The sequence below is a fragment of the Arthrobacter sp. SLBN-122 genome (genome assembly GCF_006715165.1).
In the GTDB taxonomy this organism is placed as follows: Bacteria; Actinomycetota; Actinomycetes; order Actinomycetales; family Micrococcaceae; genus Arthrobacter.
Window position 1 is genome coordinate 2,274,205 of record NZ_VFMS01000001.1, and the last position, 17,902, is coordinate 2,292,106.

General features: G+C 67.2%; 17 protein-coding genes. 12 read left to right on the forward strand and 5 right to left on the reverse strand.

What is annotated here, in order from left to right; genetic code table 11:
* Nucleotides 1-7: 7 nt before the first annotated feature.
* Nucleotides 8-1,345, reverse strand: a complete 1,338-nt coding sequence (locus FBY36_RS10650; protein ID WP_142119227.1) for an MFS transporter — start codon at nt 1,343-1,345, stop codon at nt 8-10.
* A gap of 188 nt (nt 1,346-1,533) precedes the next feature.
* On the opposite strand from FBY36_RS10650, the gene FBY36_RS10655 reads away from it, so the two are divergent.
* The 6 genes from FBY36_RS10655 (at nt 1,534) to FBY36_RS10680 (ending at nt 6,293) form a co-directional block, all read left to right on the forward strand.
* Entirely contained in the window at nt 1,534-2,358 is an 825-nt protein-coding gene (locus tag FBY36_RS10655) for a sugar phosphate isomerase/epimerase family protein (RefSeq protein ID WP_142122589.1), read from the forward strand.
* 121 nt (nt 2,359-2,479) lie between these two features.
* Entirely contained in the window at nt 2,480-3,253 is a 774-nt protein-coding gene (locus FBY36_RS10660) for an SDR family NAD(P)-dependent oxidoreductase (protein WP_142119229.1), read from the forward strand.
* Nucleotides 3,254-3,296: 43 nt separating this feature from the next.
* The gene (locus tag FBY36_RS10665) at nt 3,297-5,072 is read left to right on the forward strand and encodes a dihydroxyacetone kinase family protein (RefSeq protein ID WP_142119231.1); all 1,776 of its coding nucleotides are present in this window, start codon (nt 3,297-3,299) and stop codon (nt 5,070-5,072) included.
* The gene (locus FBY36_RS10670) at nt 5,069-5,560 is read left to right on the forward strand and encodes an RpiB/LacA/LacB family sugar-phosphate isomerase (RefSeq protein WP_327436693.1); all 492 of its coding nucleotides are present in this window, start codon (nt 5,069-5,071) and stop codon (nt 5,558-5,560) included. The genes FBY36_RS10665 and FBY36_RS10670 overlap by 4 nt, the downstream gene beginning before the upstream one ends.
* Nucleotides 5,561-5,583: 23 nt before the next feature.
* On the forward strand, nt 5,584-5,853 hold the full coding sequence (locus FBY36_RS10675; protein ID WP_142119233.1) for a hypothetical protein: 270 nt from the start codon (nt 5,584-5,586) through the stop codon (nt 5,851-5,853).
* On the forward strand, nt 5,853-6,293 hold the full coding sequence (locus tag FBY36_RS10680) for an SRPBCC family protein (RefSeq protein WP_056337739.1): 441 nt from the start codon (nt 5,853-5,855) through the stop codon (nt 6,291-6,293). The genes FBY36_RS10675 and FBY36_RS10680 overlap by 1 nt, the downstream gene beginning before the upstream one ends.
* On the opposite strand, the gene FBY36_RS10685 is transcribed toward FBY36_RS10680, so the two are convergent.
* On the reverse strand, nt 6,271-7,815 hold the full coding sequence (locus FBY36_RS10685) for a carboxylesterase/lipase family protein (RefSeq protein ID WP_142119235.1): 1,545 nt from the start codon (nt 7,813-7,815) through the stop codon (nt 6,271-6,273). The genes FBY36_RS10680 and FBY36_RS10685 overlap by 23 nt on opposite strands.
* A gap of 103 nt (nt 7,816-7,918) precedes the next feature.
* On the opposite strand from FBY36_RS10685, the gene FBY36_RS10690 reads away from it, so the two are divergent.
* Nucleotides 7,919-8,671 carry a GAF and ANTAR domain-containing protein gene (locus tag FBY36_RS10690; protein ID WP_142119237.1) on the forward strand — a complete coding sequence of 251 codons (753 nt, stop codon included), beginning with the start codon at nt 7,919-7,921 and terminating at the stop codon, nt 8,669-8,671.
* Here FBY36_RS10690 and FBY36_RS10695 read toward each other — a convergent pair.
* Nucleotides 8,656-8,976, reverse strand: coding sequence for a hypothetical protein (locus tag FBY36_RS10695; RefSeq protein WP_142119239.1), 321 nt, complete (start codon nt 8,974-8,976; stop codon nt 8,656-8,658). The two genes, FBY36_RS10690 and FBY36_RS10695, sit on opposite strands and share 16 nt — an antisense overlap.
* Nucleotides 8,977-9,171: 195 nt before the next feature.
* On the opposite strand from FBY36_RS10695, the gene FBY36_RS10700 reads away from it, so the two are divergent.
* Nucleotides 9,172-9,609, forward strand: a complete 438-nt coding sequence (locus tag FBY36_RS10700) for a universal stress protein (protein WP_142119240.1) — start codon at nt 9,172-9,174, stop codon at nt 9,607-9,609.
* On the opposite strand, the gene FBY36_RS10705 is transcribed toward FBY36_RS10700, so the two are convergent.
* Entirely contained in the window at nt 9,606-10,517 is a 912-nt protein-coding gene (locus FBY36_RS10705) for a methyltransferase family protein (protein WP_142122591.1), read from the reverse strand. The genes FBY36_RS10700 and FBY36_RS10705 overlap by 4 nt on opposite strands.
* 167 nt (nt 10,518-10,684) lie before the next feature.
* Complete coding sequence (locus FBY36_RS10710) at nt 10,685-11,944, reverse strand: glycoside hydrolase family 1 protein (RefSeq protein WP_142119242.1); 1,260 nt, start codon at nt 11,942-11,944, stop codon at nt 10,685-10,687.
* Nucleotides 11,945-12,164: 220 nt separating this feature from the next.
* Here FBY36_RS10710 and FBY36_RS10715 point away from each other — a divergent pair, with 220 nt between their 5' ends.
* The 4 genes from FBY36_RS10715 (at nt 12,165) to FBY36_RS10730 (ending at nt 17,862) form a co-directional block, all read left to right on the forward strand.
* Nucleotides 12,165-13,721, forward strand: coding sequence for an ABC transporter substrate-binding protein (locus tag FBY36_RS10715; protein ID WP_142119244.1), 1,557 nt, complete (start codon nt 12,165-12,167; stop codon nt 13,719-13,721).
* A gap of 63 nt (nt 13,722-13,784) precedes the next feature.
* The gene (locus FBY36_RS10720; protein ID WP_142119246.1) at nt 13,785-14,738 is read left to right on the forward strand and encodes an ABC transporter permease; all 954 of its coding nucleotides are present in this window, start codon (nt 13,785-13,787) and stop codon (nt 14,736-14,738) included.
* A complete protein-coding gene (locus FBY36_RS10725; protein WP_142119248.1) occupies nt 14,735-16,858 on the forward strand; it encodes a dipeptide/oligopeptide/nickel ABC transporter permease/ATP-binding protein in 2,124 nt (707 codons plus the stop codon). Before FBY36_RS10720 ends, FBY36_RS10725 begins: the two co-directional genes overlap by 4 nt.
* Nucleotides 16,855-17,862 (forward strand): oligopeptide/dipeptide ABC transporter ATP-binding protein, encoded by a 1,008-nt coding sequence (locus FBY36_RS10730; protein WP_142119250.1) that lies wholly within the window; start codon nt 16,855-16,857, stop codon nt 17,860-17,862. Before FBY36_RS10725 ends, FBY36_RS10730 begins: the two co-directional genes overlap by 4 nt.
* Nucleotides 17,863-17,902: the final 40 nt, after the last annotated feature.

Consider the following 17,902-nt stretch of genomic DNA (forward strand, 5'->3'; position numbering starts at 1 on the left):
AGGTTATTCAGGCGTTGACGGTGTTGGGGGTGCTTTTGGTGGCTTCATCTGCCAGCTCGCGCTCACGCTTGCCCCAGGTTTCCCGGGTGGCGAAGGCGGCCCAGAGCCCGATCAGGGCGTAAGTGCCGAAGAGCAGCGCCGGGCCCATCCAGCCGAAGCTGACGAACAGGAGGGTGGTGATGAACGGGGTGAAGCCGGAAACCATGGCGGAGATCTGGTAGGCCAGGCTGGCACCGGAGGCGCGGGTCTTGGCTTGGAAGAGCTCGGGGAACCAGGCACCTTGGGCGCCGGCCAGGGAGTTCTGGCAGACCGCGTACGAGATCACGATGGTGAGGATGATGGCTATGAACAGGCCGGTGTTGACCAGCAGGAACATCGGAATTGCGAACAGGGCGGCAAAGGCTGTTGACCAGATGTACAGGGGGCGGCGGCCAATGCGGTCCGTGAGTGCTGCCCAGGCCTGGGTGGCGAAGATGCCGATGGCCGAGGCGATGCAGAGGGCGATCAGGGTCTGGCTCTTGTCCGCCAGGTGCTGGCTGTTGATGTAGGAAATCATGTAGGTGATGGACACTGCATAGCCGGCAGTTTCAGCGATGCGCAGGCCGATGCCCTTGACGATGTTGCGCCAGTCGGTCTTGATGACCTCCACGATGGGGGCCTTGACGATGGCGCCACTGTCCTTGACCTCGTCAAAGACGGGGGACTCCGGGACCTTGGAGCGGATGATGAGGCCCACGATCACCAGCAGGATGCTGGCGAGGAACGGTATGCGCCAGGCAAGTTCGTTGCCGAGCTGGACGCTGAACAGGAAGGTCAGGTTGGCCAGCAGCAGGCCCACGGGGAAGCCGGCCTGGACAATGCCGGTGTACTTGCCTTTGGACTTCCAGGGCGCGTGCTCGTAGCTCATCAGGATGGCACCGCCCCATTCCGCGCCGAAGGCCAGGCCCTGGACGATGCGGACGAAGACGAGCAGTGCGGGGGCAAGCAGCCCGACCGCCGCGTAGGTGGGGAGCAGGCCGATGGCGAACGTGGCCAGGCCCATCAGGATCAACGAGGCCACCAGGACGGGCTTGCGGCCCACCTTGTCACCGAGGTGGCCACCGATGATGCCGCCCAGGGGACGGGCTGCGAAGCCGACGCCCAAGGTGGCGAAGGAGGCCAAGGTGCCGGTGACGGGATCGCTCCCGGGGAAGAATGCGGTGCCGAAGTACAGTGCGGCAGCGGTGCCGAAGCCGATGAAGTCATAGGTCTCGATGACGGCCCCCACGCCGGATCCGATGGCAACTCGCCTGGCGTCCTTGGTGCCGTGGACCGGACCGCGCATGGTCAGAGCATCTTTGCTCATGGTGGTTCCCTTTCGAAGAGCGGCTGGAGGAAGTCCGCCGCTGTCGACTGTTAACAAACTGGATAGCAACCAGTGTGACCCACATCATCTTCACTGTCAACAGTCGACTTTGAGGGTTGACTGTTGACAGTTAACGAGACTACTGTGGTGCCCATCACTACTGCTCGGCACGAACCAGAGGATCAATGATGTTCCATTCCAGACTCGGGTGCTCATCCATCAGCTTCCGGCGCCAGGACCTGGGCGCCGCCCTGCGCAGCATGAAGGGGCTGGGCTTCGAGGAGATCGACCTCGGTGCGCTGCCCGGAGTGTGCGACCACGTTCCCTATGAACTGACAGAAGCAGCCGTCAACGCTGTGTCCGCTGAGGTTCTGGCCTCGGGCCTGCGGGTCCGGTCCGTAAACGGCGACATCGGGGACCTGAACGCGGTGCTGGATGCCGAGGGCGAGGCCGTCAGGCAGCGCCATCTCGACGCCCTGCTCACCCTCACCGCCAATATCGGAGCCGAGGCCCTGGTGCTGCCCTGCGGTGCCCTGGACCACACCCCGGTGCGCAGCGTCGGGGAGGACCTGGACCTCATCGCCGCCCAGCTGACAGGTGCCGGCCGGCGCGCCGCCGAATTCGGCGTCGAACTTTGGACCGAATCCCTGCACTTCCTGCGGTTCTGCTGGAACCTGGAGCGGGCGGGGATGCTTGCCGACCGGCTGGCGGGGACCGGCGTGGGAATCGTCATGGACTTCAGCCACATTGTGGCATCCGGCGAGGACGTGGGGGCCTACCTGGACCGGCACCGGGGCCTCATCAGCCACGTCCACCTGCGCGACGCCGTCCCGGGGAACATCAACCTCAGCATCGGCAACGGCGATGTCGACTTCGCCGGTGGCCTGAAGCGGCTCGCGGCCGACGGCTACACGGGCCACTTTTCCCTGGAACTGGAAACCCGGGACGTCAGCAATGACGAACGCCCGGCCGCCGCCGCAAAGGCGGCAAGCTTCATCACCGACCTCATCTGAACAGACACAAACCACCATCGATTGCTCCGTATCTGCCGTTTTGAACGTCCAGAACGACAGATACGGAGCAATCGATCCACCACAACAAGCGATCCACGCACACAATTCAAGGAGCACCATCATGACCACCATCCACCGCACTGCAGTCCTCACCGGAGCCACCTCGGAGCGCGGCATCGGCATCACCACCGCCCGCCGCTACGCCCGTGAAGGCTGGGGCATCGTCATCCTGGACCTCGACGGCGAGAAGTCAGCCAAGGTTGCGGCCGAAATCGGCAATGAGTTCAACGTCCCCGCCTTCGGCCACGGGATCGACGTCGCCAACGAAGCGTCCGTGATCGCTGCCCAGGCCGCCGTCGCCGCGGAGGTGGCAGCCGGCAACCTCCCGCCCGTCGGCGCCCTGGCCAACATCGCCGGCATCACCTCCCCGCTTCCGTTCCTGGAAACCACCCTTGAGCTGTGGCACAAGGTCATGGACGTCAACGCCACCGGCACCTACCTGGTGACCAAGGCCTTCCTGCCGGACATGATCGAGAACGGCTGGGGCCGCATTGTGAACATGTCCTCCGTGTCCGCCCAGCGCGGCGGCGGCGTCTTCGGCAAGGTTCCCTACTCCGCTGCCAAGGCCGCCATCCTGGGCTTCACCAAGGCCCTGGCGCGCGAGCTGGGCACCACCGGCGTCACCGTCAACGCCATCACCCCGGGGGCCGTGAACACCAACATCCGCGTGGGCAGCACCGAAGAGCAGGAGGCCGCTATCAACGCCGGCATCCCGCTGGGCCGCAACGCCACCACGGAAGAAGTGGCCTCCGTGATCACCTTCCTGTCCTCCGAGGACTCCGCCTACCTCACCGGCACCACCATCGACATCAACGGCGGCAGCCACATCCACTAGCAGCCCCCACCTAACCCGCCCCCCCGGAGGCCGGAGAACCACCATGACCAAGATCTTCAACGACCCCTCAGAGTTCGCCGAGGAGGCCCTGGCAGGCTTCTGCGACGTCCACTCCGACCTGGTCCGCCAGGTTCCCGGCGGCGCCGTCCGCCGCTACCGCCCGGCACAGCCCAAGGTCGCCGTCCTGGCCGGCGGTGGCTCCGGCCACTATCCAGCCTTCGCCGGACTGATCGGAAGCGGCTTCGCCGACGGGGCGGTGGTGGGCAACATCTTCACCTCACCCTCGGCTCAGCAGGCATATTCGGTGGCGAAGGCAGCCGAATCCGGGGCCGGCGTCGTCTTCACCTACGGCAACTACGCCGGCGACGTGATGAACTTCGGGATGGCCAGTGAACGCCTGGCTGCCGAGGGCATTGCCGTGGAGAACGTCCTGGTGACGGATGACATCGCCAGCGCCCCGCCGTCGGAATCCGCCAAGCGCCGCGGCATCGCCGGTGACTTCACGGTGTTCAAGGTGATGGGCGCGGCCGCCGAGGATGGCGCGGACCTGGCCGAGGTGGTCCGCCTGGGCCGCAAGGCCAACAGCCTGACCCGGACCATTGGCAGCGCGTTTGCCGGCTGCACGTTCCCAGGCGCCGAATCGCCGCTGTTCACCCTTCCCGATGGGCAGATGGGCCTGGGCCTTGGCATCCACGGCGAGCCCGGCCTGCACGACACGGACCTGCCGTCGGCCATGGACCTGGGCCAGGAACTGGTGGCCCCGGTGCTCGCCGAAACGCCGCCCAATGCCGGCAAGCGGATCGCCGTCATCCTCAACGGGCTCGGCTCCACCAAGCATGAGGAGCTGTTCGTCCTCTGGGGCGCCGTGGCCCCGCTGCTGCGCGCCGGGGGCTACACGCTGGTCATGCCTGAGGTGGGCGAGCTGGTCACCAGCCTGGACATGGCCGGCGTCTCGCTGACCGTCACCTGGCTGGACGAGGAACTTGAGCGTCTGTGGACGGCACCGGCGGAAACTCCTGCCTACCGCCGCGGCAATGCGGCCCGGGAAGCCGGTGCGCTGGGCGCCGAGGAAGCGCCCGACGGCGGTGCCTCCGCTGCGGCATTCGTCGCCACGGATGACTCCCATGGTTACGCCGCCGCCTGCGTCGCTGCCATCGGAGCCGCCCGCACGTCGCTGCACGACGCCGAGGAACGCCTTGGCCGGATGGACGCCGTTGCCGGGGACGGCGACCACGGCCGCGGCATGGTGCGCGGGGTGGATGCAGCCGCGGCAGCAGCGTCGGACGCACTGGAGAAGGGAGCCGGCGCCGGAGATGTGCTGGCCGCCGCCGGCGACGCCTGGGCGGACAAAGCTGGTGGAACCTCCGGCGTCCTGTGGGGAGCTGGACTGCGCGCCTTTGGTGAAACGCTGGGAAACACGTCCGCGCCTGCGCCCAGTGCCCTGGCGGCAGCCGTGACAGCGTTCGCGGACCGGATCGTCCAGTTGGGCAAAGCCGAAAAGGGCGACAAGACCATGGTGGACGCCCTGCTGCCCTTTGCCTCCGCCTTCAGCCGCACGGTGGGGTACGGCGTGGAACCGGGCCAGGCCTGGCAGGACGCCGCACGTGAGGCGGCCGCCGCGGCGGAAGCCACCGCGGACCTCCTTCCCCGCAAGGGCCGGGCCCGCCCCCTTGCAGAGAAGAGCCTGGGCACGGCGGACCCACGTGCCACATCGCTGGCGATGGTCTTCGCCGTCATGGGGCCGCATTTCACCGCCACCGCTGCTGGGAGCGGCGATGGCACACTGCCCGCCGCTGCACCGGCAGGAGCAAAGCAATGACAACGGAAGGACACACCATGGGGCTGCGGCTCATTGTCGGCGCCGACGAGGCCGGCGTGGACTACAAGGACAAGGTGCTGGCGGACCTGCGGCAGGATCGGCGCGTCAGCGAAGTCATCGACATTGGGGTCAACCGAAGTGACGCCCCGGACGACTTCACGAGGCCCTACCCGTACGTGGGCATCACGGCCGGGGAGATGATCCGGGACGGCGCCGCCGACCGGGCCATCCTCTTCTGCGGCACCGGAATCGGCGTGGCCATCGCCGCGAACAAGGTGGACGGCATCCGGGCCACCCCTGCCCACGACTCCTTCTCCGTGGAGCGTTCCATCCTGTCCAACGACTGCCAGGTACTCACCATGGGCCAGCGGGTGGTGGGCATCGAACTCGCCCGGCGGCTCGCAAAGGAATGGATCGGCTACTCGTTCGATCCGTCGTCGGCCTCTGCCGGCAAGGTGAAGGTCCTCACCGACTTCGAAGGCTGCTAGCACCCGGCCGCAAAGGGGGAACCATGAAGCCGTACCCCTCCCGTGACTGGAGCCGCCTGATCGGGGTTCCCGTGGAGATCCGGAAAGACTTCCAGGTTGTCCGGACCGGCGTGGTGGACGACGCCATGCGGGATCCGGCGGTCCTGTGGCTCGCGGCCGACTCCGAAGCCGGAAGGGCATTGTTTACCGCCGCCGAAGGCTACGAGGCATGGATCCGTCCGCAGGAGCTGGGCGGGAAACTGTGCTTCAAAATGGCTGCCGCCCGGCGCCGGGGTACTCCTAGACTTGGGTGATGATCACAGTCACCGGAAGTGTGGAAACCAACCTGTCCGCGGAGAAGGCCTTTGCCTTCATGAGTGAGTTTGAGAACACCAGCAAGTGGGACCCCAACACCCCCGTCATGGACAAGCTCACCCCGGGCCCGGTGGCCGTGGGGCACAAGTACCATGCGGAGTCCGAGTTCCGTGGAAAGCGCCAGACCCTGGTTTACGAGGTCATCGAGCTGACGGACAACCACATCAAGCTGCGCGGCGAGAACAAGACCGTGACGGCCTTCGATTCGATCGACGTCAGCCCCAACGGGACCGGATCGGTGGTGAAGTACACGGCCGAGTTCAGCATCAACGGGCCGGCCAAGATCATCCAGCCGCTGCTGAAGCCTGCCTTCATGTCGCTCCGGGATCCGGCACTGAACGGGATCCGCGACACGCTTAACTCGCTGGCAGCAGCCTGACGGCTTCGAAGAACTCCCGGACCTCCTGCCGGGGGTCGGCTTCCAGCCGGGACTCGCCGTCGAGCATCATGGTGGTGCGCTGCGGTCCGTACTCCGGCCACGCGAGGTGTTCGGTGCCAGGGGTTCCCGTACCTGCGAACGCCGCCCACGCCCGGCTCATGGCATCGCTGAGCGGCTGGGGCGCCTTGCCCCGGGTGAGGAAGGCCGCTTCCGGCGTGTCCAGGTGCCGGAAGACGAAGGGGATGTCCAGGGCGTGGCAGGCCCCCAGCTTCCCGCCCATCGCCGGGCTGCGCCACGTGAACAAGTACGCGAAGTTCTTTCCGCCGGCAGCCTCCCGGCGGGCGGCCAGCAGGCGGTTGCTGGGCTGGCGGTAGAGGGAATCGGCGATGGCCGCTTCCAGGAGTTCCTTGCCTGCCGGTGCCGTGCCCAGCAGCCGGGTGAGTGCCTCCGCATAGCCATGGGCAGCCTCAGGCGGGACCCCTGCGCCGGACAGCACCGCGGCGGCGCGCGCAGGATAGTCCGGGTCAGCTGCGGAGGCCGGGCGCATTTCGACGGCGAATGAGCCCTCGTTCAGGTTGGTGCCGATCAGCAGGTCCACGCCGCGGTTGGTCCCGTTGTGGACGGCGTCCAGCGGTGGCACCGGCAGCGACGGCGTGCCCACCGTGGGCTGGAACGGCAGCGGAACCGCGAACGACTCCACAGCGGCACGCCTCTCCAGGGCGGCCTGGGCTTTCAGCAGCCGCTCCACCGGGAGGGTCAGCAGTTCCTTTGCCGAGGAGCCGTCCAAGCCGCACAGTTCAAGGAATGCGGCCGTGATCCGCGCAGACTCCTCCGGCCGGCGGTAGCGTTCGGCCGTACCGCTTTGCATGATGGCCCGGCGGAAGAGCCCTTCCGACGCCGGCATGCCCAGCAGGGTGCCGATGGCTGCGGCGCCGGCGGACTCGCCGAAGATGGTCACGTTGTGGGGGTCGCCGCCGAAGGCGCCGATGTTGCGGCGGACCCAGCGCAGGGCCGCCAGCTGGTCCAGCAGGGCAAGGTTGGACGAGTCCCCGTAATCCGGCCCCAACAGGTCCGCCAGGTGCAGGAAACCCAGCGCGCCCAGGCGGTAGTTGACGGACACCAGCACCACGCCCGCCGCAGCGGCGAGCCGGGCGCCGTCGTACATTGCATCACTGTTGGCGCCCATCAGGTACGCGCCGCCATGGATCCATACCATCACCGGCCTGGCCGGCCCATCCGTCCCGGGCGTCCAGACGTTCAGGTTGAGGCAGCCCTCTTCGCTCCAGGAGCGCGGCATGGAGCCGGGGGGTGCATGGGATTCGGGGTTCTGGGGCGCGGCCTGGCCGGGGACGGTGCAATCGAGCACGCCGGTCCAGGGCACCACCGGTACCGGCGGCCGGAAGCGGTTGGCTCCCGACGGCGGTGCCGCGTAGGGGATGCCAAGGAACCGTTGGACCGTGGTCCCGGCAGTCTCGACGGAATTGCCGCGGACGGATCCGCCCGGGGTGGAGAGGCGCGTCATGGTTGACAGGTTACGACACGGTCGCAGGTAGGCTGGCATCACCGTTCGGCAGTGGGCGGCCACGGTGGTGTGGCTTTTAACTAATGCCCGGGAGGTAAGACGCGTGCTCAACGCCGGCGTCCCTGAAAACGAGGACTTCGCAGACGTTGCCCTGCATATCCAGGAGTCATTCCTGCAGAACCCCGAGGTTGAGGCTTTCCTCAAGGACCTCGCGGCCTACGCGGCGGCCAGGATTGGCGGGCAGGGGCACATATGCTCGTGTGAGATCGTGGTGCTGCGGCCCAAGAAACCCGCGGCGAGTGCCGGCAGCAACTGCAGTTCACGGCTCCTCTCGCAGCTGGAATCCAGGTTTGGCGATGGTCCTGGCACCACGGCCATGCGGACGGCAAAGACAGTGCTGGTTCCCGACCTCCGGCGGGAAGAGCGCTGGCCGGAGTACGTCCAGGCCGTCAAGCAACAGGGTTTCCGCTCGGTGCTGAGCATCCCCGCATCGCTGGAGGGGGATTCGCAGGGCGTGCTCACGTTCCACTGCTCGGAGCCCCTCTCCTTTGGCAGCCAGGGTATCGGTGCCGCGGAAGCGTTCGTCCGGCAGGCCTCGAAAGGCCTGACGCTTGCCCTGCGGATGCTGAAGCTGGAAGAGACCAAGGACGGCATGAGCGCCGCCATGCAGACGCGCACGGTGATCGACCTGGCAACCGGAGCCATCATGGCGCAGAACCGGTGCAGCCAAGCGGTGGCGTTCAAGCTGCTCCGGGACGCGTCCAGCACCCGGAACATGAAACTCCGGGACGTTGCGGCGGCCGTTGTGGCATCAGTAGCCGGAGCATCGGACACCTTCACCTACTTCGACGAGTAAGGATCTTTCCGCTCCGGGTCCTTTTGCTTCGGGTCATGCCGTTCCGGCTGAGGTGTGGAAAGGGCAGAAGTGCTGAGGGGAGCCCGCAGCGGCAGGCCTTCAGCCGCACAATGTTCATTGACAGCCAGCGAGAGCGCGTCACGTTCTTTGGCTGAAAGGTGGGCCTGGCCCGAGCAATAGTCCCGGATGACGTGTTCCGGGGCGTCCCCGCCCAGCCCGACGAACTCCAGCCACAGCTGTGCCAGGTCCAGCCGGTATTCCCTGATGACAGCACCGGTGAGGGCCTGCTGGTCCACGGCATCCATTGCCCGTCCTTGCCTTGGTTGCAGTACTACGGTGGGGATTCGGAACCTCTGGCATGGTGGATGGGCAGGGATTCAAAAGTTTCCGACGGGAATGGCGGATGCCCGCCGGGGACCTTCGCCCCTAGGCTTACACCTCCTGGAGGAGGTCCACTGAAGTGTTTGGAGCAGGCGGATCGAACCAGGAAAAGGAATACCGTGGCCGGTAATGGAAGCTTTAGGATCGTGGTGGGCGTGGACGGTTCCGAGCAGTCCCGGGCAGCCATGGACTGGGCGATCGAGGAGTCCAGGCTCCGCAAGGGCGCGGTCCAGGCGGTGACGGCCTGGAGCTTTCCCTACGTCAGTGATGCACAGGGCACCGCCTGGGACTATGAGATCTTCCAAAAGGACGCGCAGGCCATCCTTGAGGCGGAGCTGGAACGCGTCAAGGACCAGGGCGTTCCCATCACGGGAAAGATCGTGGAGGGCAACCCGGCGGCCGCACTCATTGACGCTTCCCATGACGCGGACCTGGTGGCAGTCGGCTCGCGCGGCCATGGTGGATTCACCGGAATGCTGCTCGGTTCCGTCTCCCACCAGACCATCCACCACGCGCACTGCCCGGTGCTGGTGATCCGCGAACCTGCCGCCGACTAGGCCGTCCGGCGGGTTCCGGGAACTCTGGGGACCCAACAACGGACCGTCCGCCGGTATTGCTGGAAGTCGTCGCCGAACCGCTCCGACAGGTCTGCTTCCTCGAGGGGCCGTACGGCGTAGTTCCATACCAGTGAGCCGAGGACCGCGTAGCCGACGACGAGCCACGACTGGAGGATCAGGCCCACGGCGGCTCCCTGGGTAATGCCCGCCACAGCCATGGGATTGCGGATCCAGCGGTAGGGCCCGGCGATGACCAGCCGGTTGGGCATCGCGGAGGGCAGCGGCGTCCCATCACCCAGCGTTGACATCACTGCCGCCGACCAGATCCCCAGCGCGCTGGCCAGGACAAGGATGGCTATACCCGCGGGTACCGCAACCGGGGGAAGCTCAAGGGCGAGGCCCCAACGCTGTTCGAGGAAGGCCAGGCAGGGCGGAACCAACCCCAGGAAGAAGCCCCAAAAGACGATGAGCTGCCCGAACGTCGCGGCCATGTGGAATTCTGGGCTTCGGCGGCTGCGGGCCGGCCGGAAAGCGAAGGGACCCCGGATGATCCACTCTGTGGGTATGCGCCCCAGCAAGAGGACGCAGAGCGCGGCAACTGAACCCGCCGCCGCGGCTCCCATCGCCAGTACGCCCAGCCCCGCTTGGGTTGTGACGGTTGCGTAGGTTGCCAGCGCGACGGCAACGGCAACAGTCCACCCGGCGCTAACGACGGCGGCAATGTTGCCGAAGGAGGTCCGGCCGAAGGCGGCTGCGGCTGCCGAGGCCATGACAAACAGGGGTATGTCGAAGGCGGCAACGAGGAGGGGGTCCAGATCCCCGAGCGTGGCCCGGCGTACCGGCGGCGAGAGGAAGACGGAGATCCACCAGAGGCAGCCGGTGACCGCCTGCACGGCAAAGTAGGCCATTCCCCACTGCACCAAGCTCCAAATGAACAGGCGCGGCACAGATCCCCCCGAATCTTCTGGTGCCGCGAAAGGTTGCGGCGCGTCCCAGCCTAGCCAATGCGGTCCCGGTCCCCGTAAACCGTCAGTGGCCCGGACTCCGCAGGGAAGTCCGGGCCACTGACTGTTCCCTAGGCGGGCTGCGGCGCTTCCGCCAGGGCCTGCTGCCGTGCCAGGCTGCCCAGCCAGCGTGCGCTCTCCTTCGGGGTCCGCTCCTGGGAGGAGCGGTCGACGGCGATCAGGCCGAACTTGGGCCGGTAACCGAAGATCCATTCGAAGTTGTCGAACGCGGTCCAGGCGATGTACCCCCGCACGTCGATGCCGTCGGCAAGGCAGGAGGCAACGCCGTCGACCGCTGCCTTCAGGTAGTCCACCCGCTGGGTGTCATCCTCGGTGGCAAGGCCGTTCTCGGTGACCATCACGGGGATGCCGGCGATCCGGTGCGCCTCGCGGATGGTCGCTTCCAGGGCCTGCGGGTAGATCTCCTCACCCATCTGGTTGGTGGGCACGCCCTCCGGTGCCGGCGCATGGCCGTCCGGGCCGTATACAGTGCGCCCGTAGGTCTGGATGCCCACGAAGTCGTCGCCGCGGGAAGCTTCCAGGAAGCGTTCGTTGACGTCGCGGCGCACGCGGTCGGCAATTTCCTCACCGCCGGCGATGGCCTGGATGTCCGAATTTGCCAGCGTCCAGCCCACCTGGAGCTCGGGGCGGTGCGCCTTGATGGCTGCCGTGGCCGCCCGGTGTGCAGCCACCTTCACCTCGAATCCCGCCTCCGTGGAACAGAACTGGAAGGGGGCCACAGTGCTGGCGTCGACACCCAGGCGCTCCGCGGCGGCAGCCCACATGGGCACCGAACCGCGGTTCCCCGGTGCTTCCCCGCCGATTCCGAAGGACTCCAGCAGCCAGGGAAGGTTGGGTTCGTTCAGGGTGCAGGCGACGCCGATCAGGTCACCCAGGTGCGCCATCACCCGGTCACAGTAGCGTGCGAAGAGGTCAGAGGTCTCCTGGCCTTCCCAGCCGCCGGCCTGAAGCAGCCAGCGCGGTGAGGTGAAGTGGTGGAAGGTGACCACCGGGGTAAGGCCGTGTTCGTGGCATGCCTCCAGCACCCGCTTGTAGTGGTCCAGTTCCGCCACCGAGAAGTGGCCTTTCTCCGGCTCAATCCGGGCCCATTCAATGGAGAAGCGGTAGCTGGTGAAACCCAGGCCGGCGATCAGGGCGATGTCCTCCCGGTAGCGGTGGTAGTGGTCCACGGCATCGCCGGACGGCTCCGCGAAGATGGTTCCGGGCAGGTGCTCCAGGAACCAGGTATCGCTGTTGACGTTGTTGCCTTCCACCTGGTGGCCTGCGGTGGCCACGCCCCAAAGGAAGTCGCGGGGGAACGGGTTGGTCATGGGGTTCCTTTCGTCATGGACGCATGAAGGCGTCCCAGGCTTCGCTGCCCTGCATCCATCCTGTCGGCCCGCGTGACCGCCGCCACAATACTTTTTCAATCAATGACATTGTCATGTTTGGTGCAGGCGGCCCCGGCCGATTCTGGAAGGGAGCCGGGCACTTCCGGTCCCCCTGTTTTTCTTTCCGTTGCAGTCATAGAAGAATGCGAAGGCGCACCACATGAAACTTCTGACCACCACCGCACGCGGCAGCGCTGCCGTCCTGACCGGTGCCCTGTTGGTGGGCTCCCTGGCCGCCTGCGGCGGCGGATCCAGCCAGGCAGCCGCCAAGGCCGACACCAGCAGCCTGACCCTGGCCATCGACAGCGACTCGGCCTCCTTCGGCTTCGACCCGCTGCGCGTCTCTGCAGCGCAGCGCCAGTTCTTCGAGGGCCTCTACGACAGCCTGATGACGCTGCAGCCGGATGGCTCCGCCGGCCCCGGCCTGGCCAAGGAGTTCACCTACAACGCTGACAACACCGTCCTGACGCTGACCCTGAAGGACGGCGTGACATTCGCCGACGGCTCCAAGCTCGACGCCGACCTGGTCAAGGCCAACCTGGACCGCCGGTCCGATCCTGCCCTGAGCGCCTACTCGGCCGTGGCCAAGGGCGGTGCGCAGGAAATCACGTCAGTGGACGTTGTCAGCCCCACCCAGGTGGCACTGACCTTCGCCAAGCCGCAGCCCGGATTCGAGAAGAACCTGGCCTCCACCACAGGCATGATCGTGGGCAAGAACGGCGTCACCGACACTTCAACCCTGGCCGCCACCCCCGACGGCTCTGGACCGTACACCCTTGATCCCTCCACCGTGAAGGGCAACAAATACGTCCTGGTGAAAAACGACAAGAGCCCTGACGCTTCCAAGTACGCCTTCAAAAAGGTGGTGTTCAGCGTTGTCCTGGACCCCCAGGCCCGGGCCAACGCCCTGGTTTCCGGCCAGGCGGACGTTGCCATGCTGACCTCGAACACCGTTGACTTCGCCAAGTCCAAGGGTGTGGGGGTGTCCCAGATTGGCGGCACCGTCAACACCATGATCTCCTTCGACAAGACCGGCAAGACCGCGCCGGCGTTCGGCCAGGAAAAGGTCCGCCAGGCCATCCAGTACGCCATCAACCGCCAGGCCCTGGTGGACGCCCTGCACAAGGGTGACATCCCCGCCTGGAACGCGCTGCCCAAGGATTCGGCCGGCTTCACCAAGGACCTCGAAACCAAGTTTGCCTACAGCCCGGAAAAGGCCAAGAGCCTGCTCGCCGAGGCCGGCTACCCGAACGGGTTTGAATTCACCATCATCGCCGGCGCCCAGACCCAAACGGACCTGCAGGCCGTCCAGAAGGACCTCGCCGCCGTCGGCATCACCATGAACGTCAAAATGGCCGCCTCCACCGACGAAGCGTTCGCCGCCGTCGCCACCACGCCGCTGGGCTACGCGCCGCTGAACTGGGACAACCCGGTTGGCGTGATGTACGGGGCCATCCTCAACGGCTTCACCAACGTCCAGAAGGCCACCGACGACCAGCTGAGCGCCGCAACCGGCGAACTCGCCGCCGCCAAGGACGACGCCGCCGTCAAGGCAGCCGCCAGCAAGCTGAACACCCGCCTGGTGGAGTCCGGCTGGATGATCCCGCTCTACGAGGCGCTGACCAACCAGGGCTACAACACCAAGAAGGTGGCCCAGGTGAAGTTCGCCGGCACCAACGCCTACCCGCTCCTGTCGTCCTACACCCCGGCCAGCTAACACCTGTACCGTCCCGGCGGGCCCTCCCCAAACAGGAGGGCCCGCCGGGACTGTACCTGACCGATGGAGGTCACCATGGCACTATTCATCACTAAGCGCCTGCTGATGGCGCTGGCCACCGTGCTGGTGGTTGCGGTGCTGGCATTCCTGCTGGTGCACGCAATGCCGGGCAGTCCGGGGGCCGTTTCCCTCGGCGCCGGCGCCTCCCAGGAAGCCATCGACGAGGTCAACCAGAGGCTGGGCTGGAACGATCCGCTGTTCACCCAGTTCTTCAGCTGGCTCGGTTCAGCGGTCCAGGGCGACCTGGGCATCTCGCTCATCGATGGCCGCTCCGTCAGCGCCGACCTTGCCAGCCGCCTGCCGGTCACTGCCTCACTTGCCGCCGGAGCCACCGTCCTCAGCGCGGTCCTGGGCATCGCCCTGGGCGTCACCGCCGCCGTCCGCGGCGGCCTTCTGGACCAGGTGATCGGCGGCTTCGTCGGCCTCCTCGTTGCCCTGCCGGCGTTTTGGGTGGGCGTGATCTTCGTGTACCTGTTCGCCGTGCAGTCCTCCGTCTTCCCGGCCACCGGCTACGTGCCGTTCGAGGTCTCACCGCAGGACTGGGCCCTGTCCCTGGCGCTGCCGGTGATCACCCTCGCCGTGGGCGGCGCGGCCTTCATCGCCCGCCAGACCAGGGCCTCCATGCTCGAGGCGCTGCAGCAGGAACACATCCGCACCCTGCGCGCCACGGCCACCCCCACCTGGAAAATCCTCTACGTCCACGCCCTGCGCTACGCCAGCCTGCCCATCGTGGCCGGCATCGCCCTGCAGTTCATCGGCCTGTTCGGCGGTTCAGTCATCGCTGAGCAGCTGTTCGCCATGCCCGGACTGGGCCAGGCCGTCCAGACCTCCGTCAGCACCCATGACGCCCCCGCCGTCCAGGGCGTGGTGGTGATCGCCACCGTGGTGGTGGTCGCCGTCAACCTGGTGCTGGAGCTGGCCACCAAGTTCCTCGACCCGAAGTTGCGTGCCTCATGATCCCAACAGTTGCCCCGGCCCCCGCGGACGCAGACCAGGCAGGAAGTACGACGCCGGCAGGAACGCCCGCGCGCAACGCCGGCAGGGCGGGCCTCACCAAATTTTCCCGGCACCGGCTGTTTACCTCACCGGGAGCCGCGGCCGGGCTCGCGTGGCTTGTGGTGCTCGTCACCGCATCGCTGACCGCGCCGCTCTGGCTGCCGTTCAAGACCGAGGACCAGGATTTCACTGCAGTCCTCTCCGGCCCCACCGCCGCCCACTGGCTGGGTACCGACGAACTGGGACGCGACATCCTCAGCCGCATCTTCGCTGCCGCAGCCGGCACCCTGGGGACGTCGATGCTCACGGTGATTGTCGGCGTCGGACTTGGCACCGTCCTGGCCATGCTTGCCGCCGGTGCCGGGGAACGCGCGGAAGCCGTGATCAGCAGGGTCACGGAAATCATGATGTCCCTGCCGGGCACCGTGATCATCCTGGCGGTCATCGGTGCCGTGGGAACCAACATCCCGGTGGTCATGGCCATCCTGGGCATCCTGATGTCCGCCGGCATCTACCGGGTGATCCTGGGCCAGGCGAAGTCGCTGCAGTCCCAACTTTACGTGGATGCGGCCAAGGTTGACGGCGTGAGCCCACTGGGGACCAGCCTCCGGCACGTCCTGCCCGGGCTGGCCAACACCATCGTGGTGCAGGCCGCGCTGATCTTCGCGGTGGGCATGCTCATCCAGGCCGGGCTGGCGTTCATCGGGTTCGGGCCGCCCATCCCGCAGCCCAGCTGGGGCGGCATGATCCAGGGCGCCTCCCAGCACGTCTACGACGCCCCCTGGATGATGGTGCCCACCGGCGCCGTCCTGGCGCTGACCGTCCTGTCCGCCAACGCCATCGGCAACGCACTCGGCAAGGCACCCAACGCTGCCGCCCCGCACCTGCCCTCCGCCGCCGCACGCCGGCAGCGCGCCAAAGCGGTCGCCACCATCGCCGCAGCCGCCCCGGCCACTGAGGACGGCGGCGCAGGCGACGGCGCCTCCCGGAACACTGCCGGGCAAGGTACGCTCAGCGTCCGCAACGTGTCGGTCGGCGTCGACAACGGTGTCCCCCTGGTCACCGATGTCTCCTTCGACGTCGAACCAGGCACCGTCCTGGGCCTGGTGGGGGAATCCGGCTGCGGCAAGACCATGACCGCCCTGTCCCTGCTTGGACTGCTGCCGTCCGGCGTGTCCGTCACGGGCGGCCAGATCCTCTGGAACGGCAGGAACCTGGCCGCCAGGGCGGAAAAGGACATGGAAGCCGTCCGCGGACGGGAGATCGCCCTGATCAGCCAGGAACCCATGCGCGCCCTGGACCCGATGTTCACCGTGGGCTACCAGCTCACCGCAACCATCCGCCGACTCCGCGGCATGGGCAGGGTTGAGGCCCGCCAGGAGGCGCAGAGCCTGCTGGAGAAGGTGGGCATTGTGGACGCCGCCCGGATCCTGAAGACCTATCCGCACCAGATCAGCGGCGGCATGGCCCAGCGCGTGGCCATTGCCCTGGCGCTCTCCGGGCAGCCGAAACTTTTGGTGGCGGACGAACCCACCACCGCACTGGATGTCACGGTCCAGGCCGAAATCCTGTCCCTGCTCCGGACCCTGGTGAAGGACATCGGAATGTCCGTGGTGATGGTCACCCACGACCTCGGTGTAGTGGCGGACATCTGCGACCAGGTGGCTGTCATGTACGCCGGCCAGGTGGTGGAAAACGGCAAAACCCAGGCCGTCCTGGACCACCCCCGCCACCCTTACACCCTGGCCCTCCTGGCCGCCGACCCGCACGCCAACCACGCGGACAGCATGCCCGAGCGCCTCGCCACCATCAGCGGACAGGTGCCCCAGCCCAAGGACTGGCCGGCCGGCTGCCGTTTCGCCGCCCGCTGCCAGTTCGCCGGCTCCGCCTGCATGGAACCGGTCCCGCTGCTGCGCTCCGGAACGGGCGAAGGGCTGGTGCGGTGTGTCAAAGCAGACCAGCTGGCCGTCGAGGGCATGGACTGGCTGGCCACCGACGTGCCCGCCTCCCGCAGCCTGCAGGTCACCCCCAGGCAGAACCCCCGCACTCTGAACACCATCGTTGAAAAGGACCCGGCATGAGCACCGCAGTCACCGAACGCCACGGTTCCACGCCGCCCTTCGCCGCCACCCCCATCCTTGAGGTCAAGGACCTGGTGGTCCGTTACGGCCGTGGCCGGAAGGCAGCCGCCGCACCGGCCGCCGTCGACCGCGTCAGCTTCAGCATCGCGCCCGGTGAGACGGTGGGCCTGGTGGGGGAGTCGGGTTCCGGAAAGTCCACCATCGGCAAGGCGATCCTTGGCCTGCAGAAGGTCTCCGGCGGCACCATCACCTACCAGGGCAAGGACATCACCTCCGCCGGCGCGGCCCAGCGCCGCGCCCTGGGCGGTGAACTGCGGGCCGTCTTCCAGGACCCAAACTCCTCGCTGAACCCGCGGAACACGGTTGGCACGTCCCTGGCTGAACCGCTGTGCCTCCGCGGGGTGTCGGCGGCCGAGGCCCGCGCCAAGGCCGGGGACATGCTGGAACGCGTGGGGCTGCCGGGCGAGGCCGTGGACCGGTATCCCAGCCAGTTTTCCGGGGGCCAGCGCCAGCGCATTTCGGTGGCTCGCGCCCTGATCTGCGACCCCCAGTTGGTGGTCTGTGACGAGGCCGTCAGCGCCCTGGACCTGTCCACCCAAGCGCAGGTGCTCAACCTCCTGGCCGACCTCCGTGACGAACGGAATCTCAGCTACCTGTTCATCGCCCACGACATCGCCGTGGTCCAGTTCCTGGCCCAGCGCGTGGTGGTGCTCTACCGCGGACAGGTCATGGAAAGCGGACCTGCCGCCGCTGTCACCGGGAACCCGAAGCACCCTTTCACGCAGGCCCTGGTGGCAGCGTCCCCGGTGCCCCGGCCGGCAGAACAGGCGGAACGCCGCGAAGCCCGCGAATCACTGGGCGTCCGCACCGGAGCGGCCGCGGTCCCCGGACCCGGCGGCTGCCCCTTCCGGCTCCGCTGCCCCCTGGCCACCGAACTGTGCGCCACGGAGCGGCCCGCCCTGCGGCGGGTGGGCGCTGCCGACGTCGCCTGCCACTACGCCTGACCAGCGTGCACCCACTGCCATACCAGCCTTCCTACAGAAC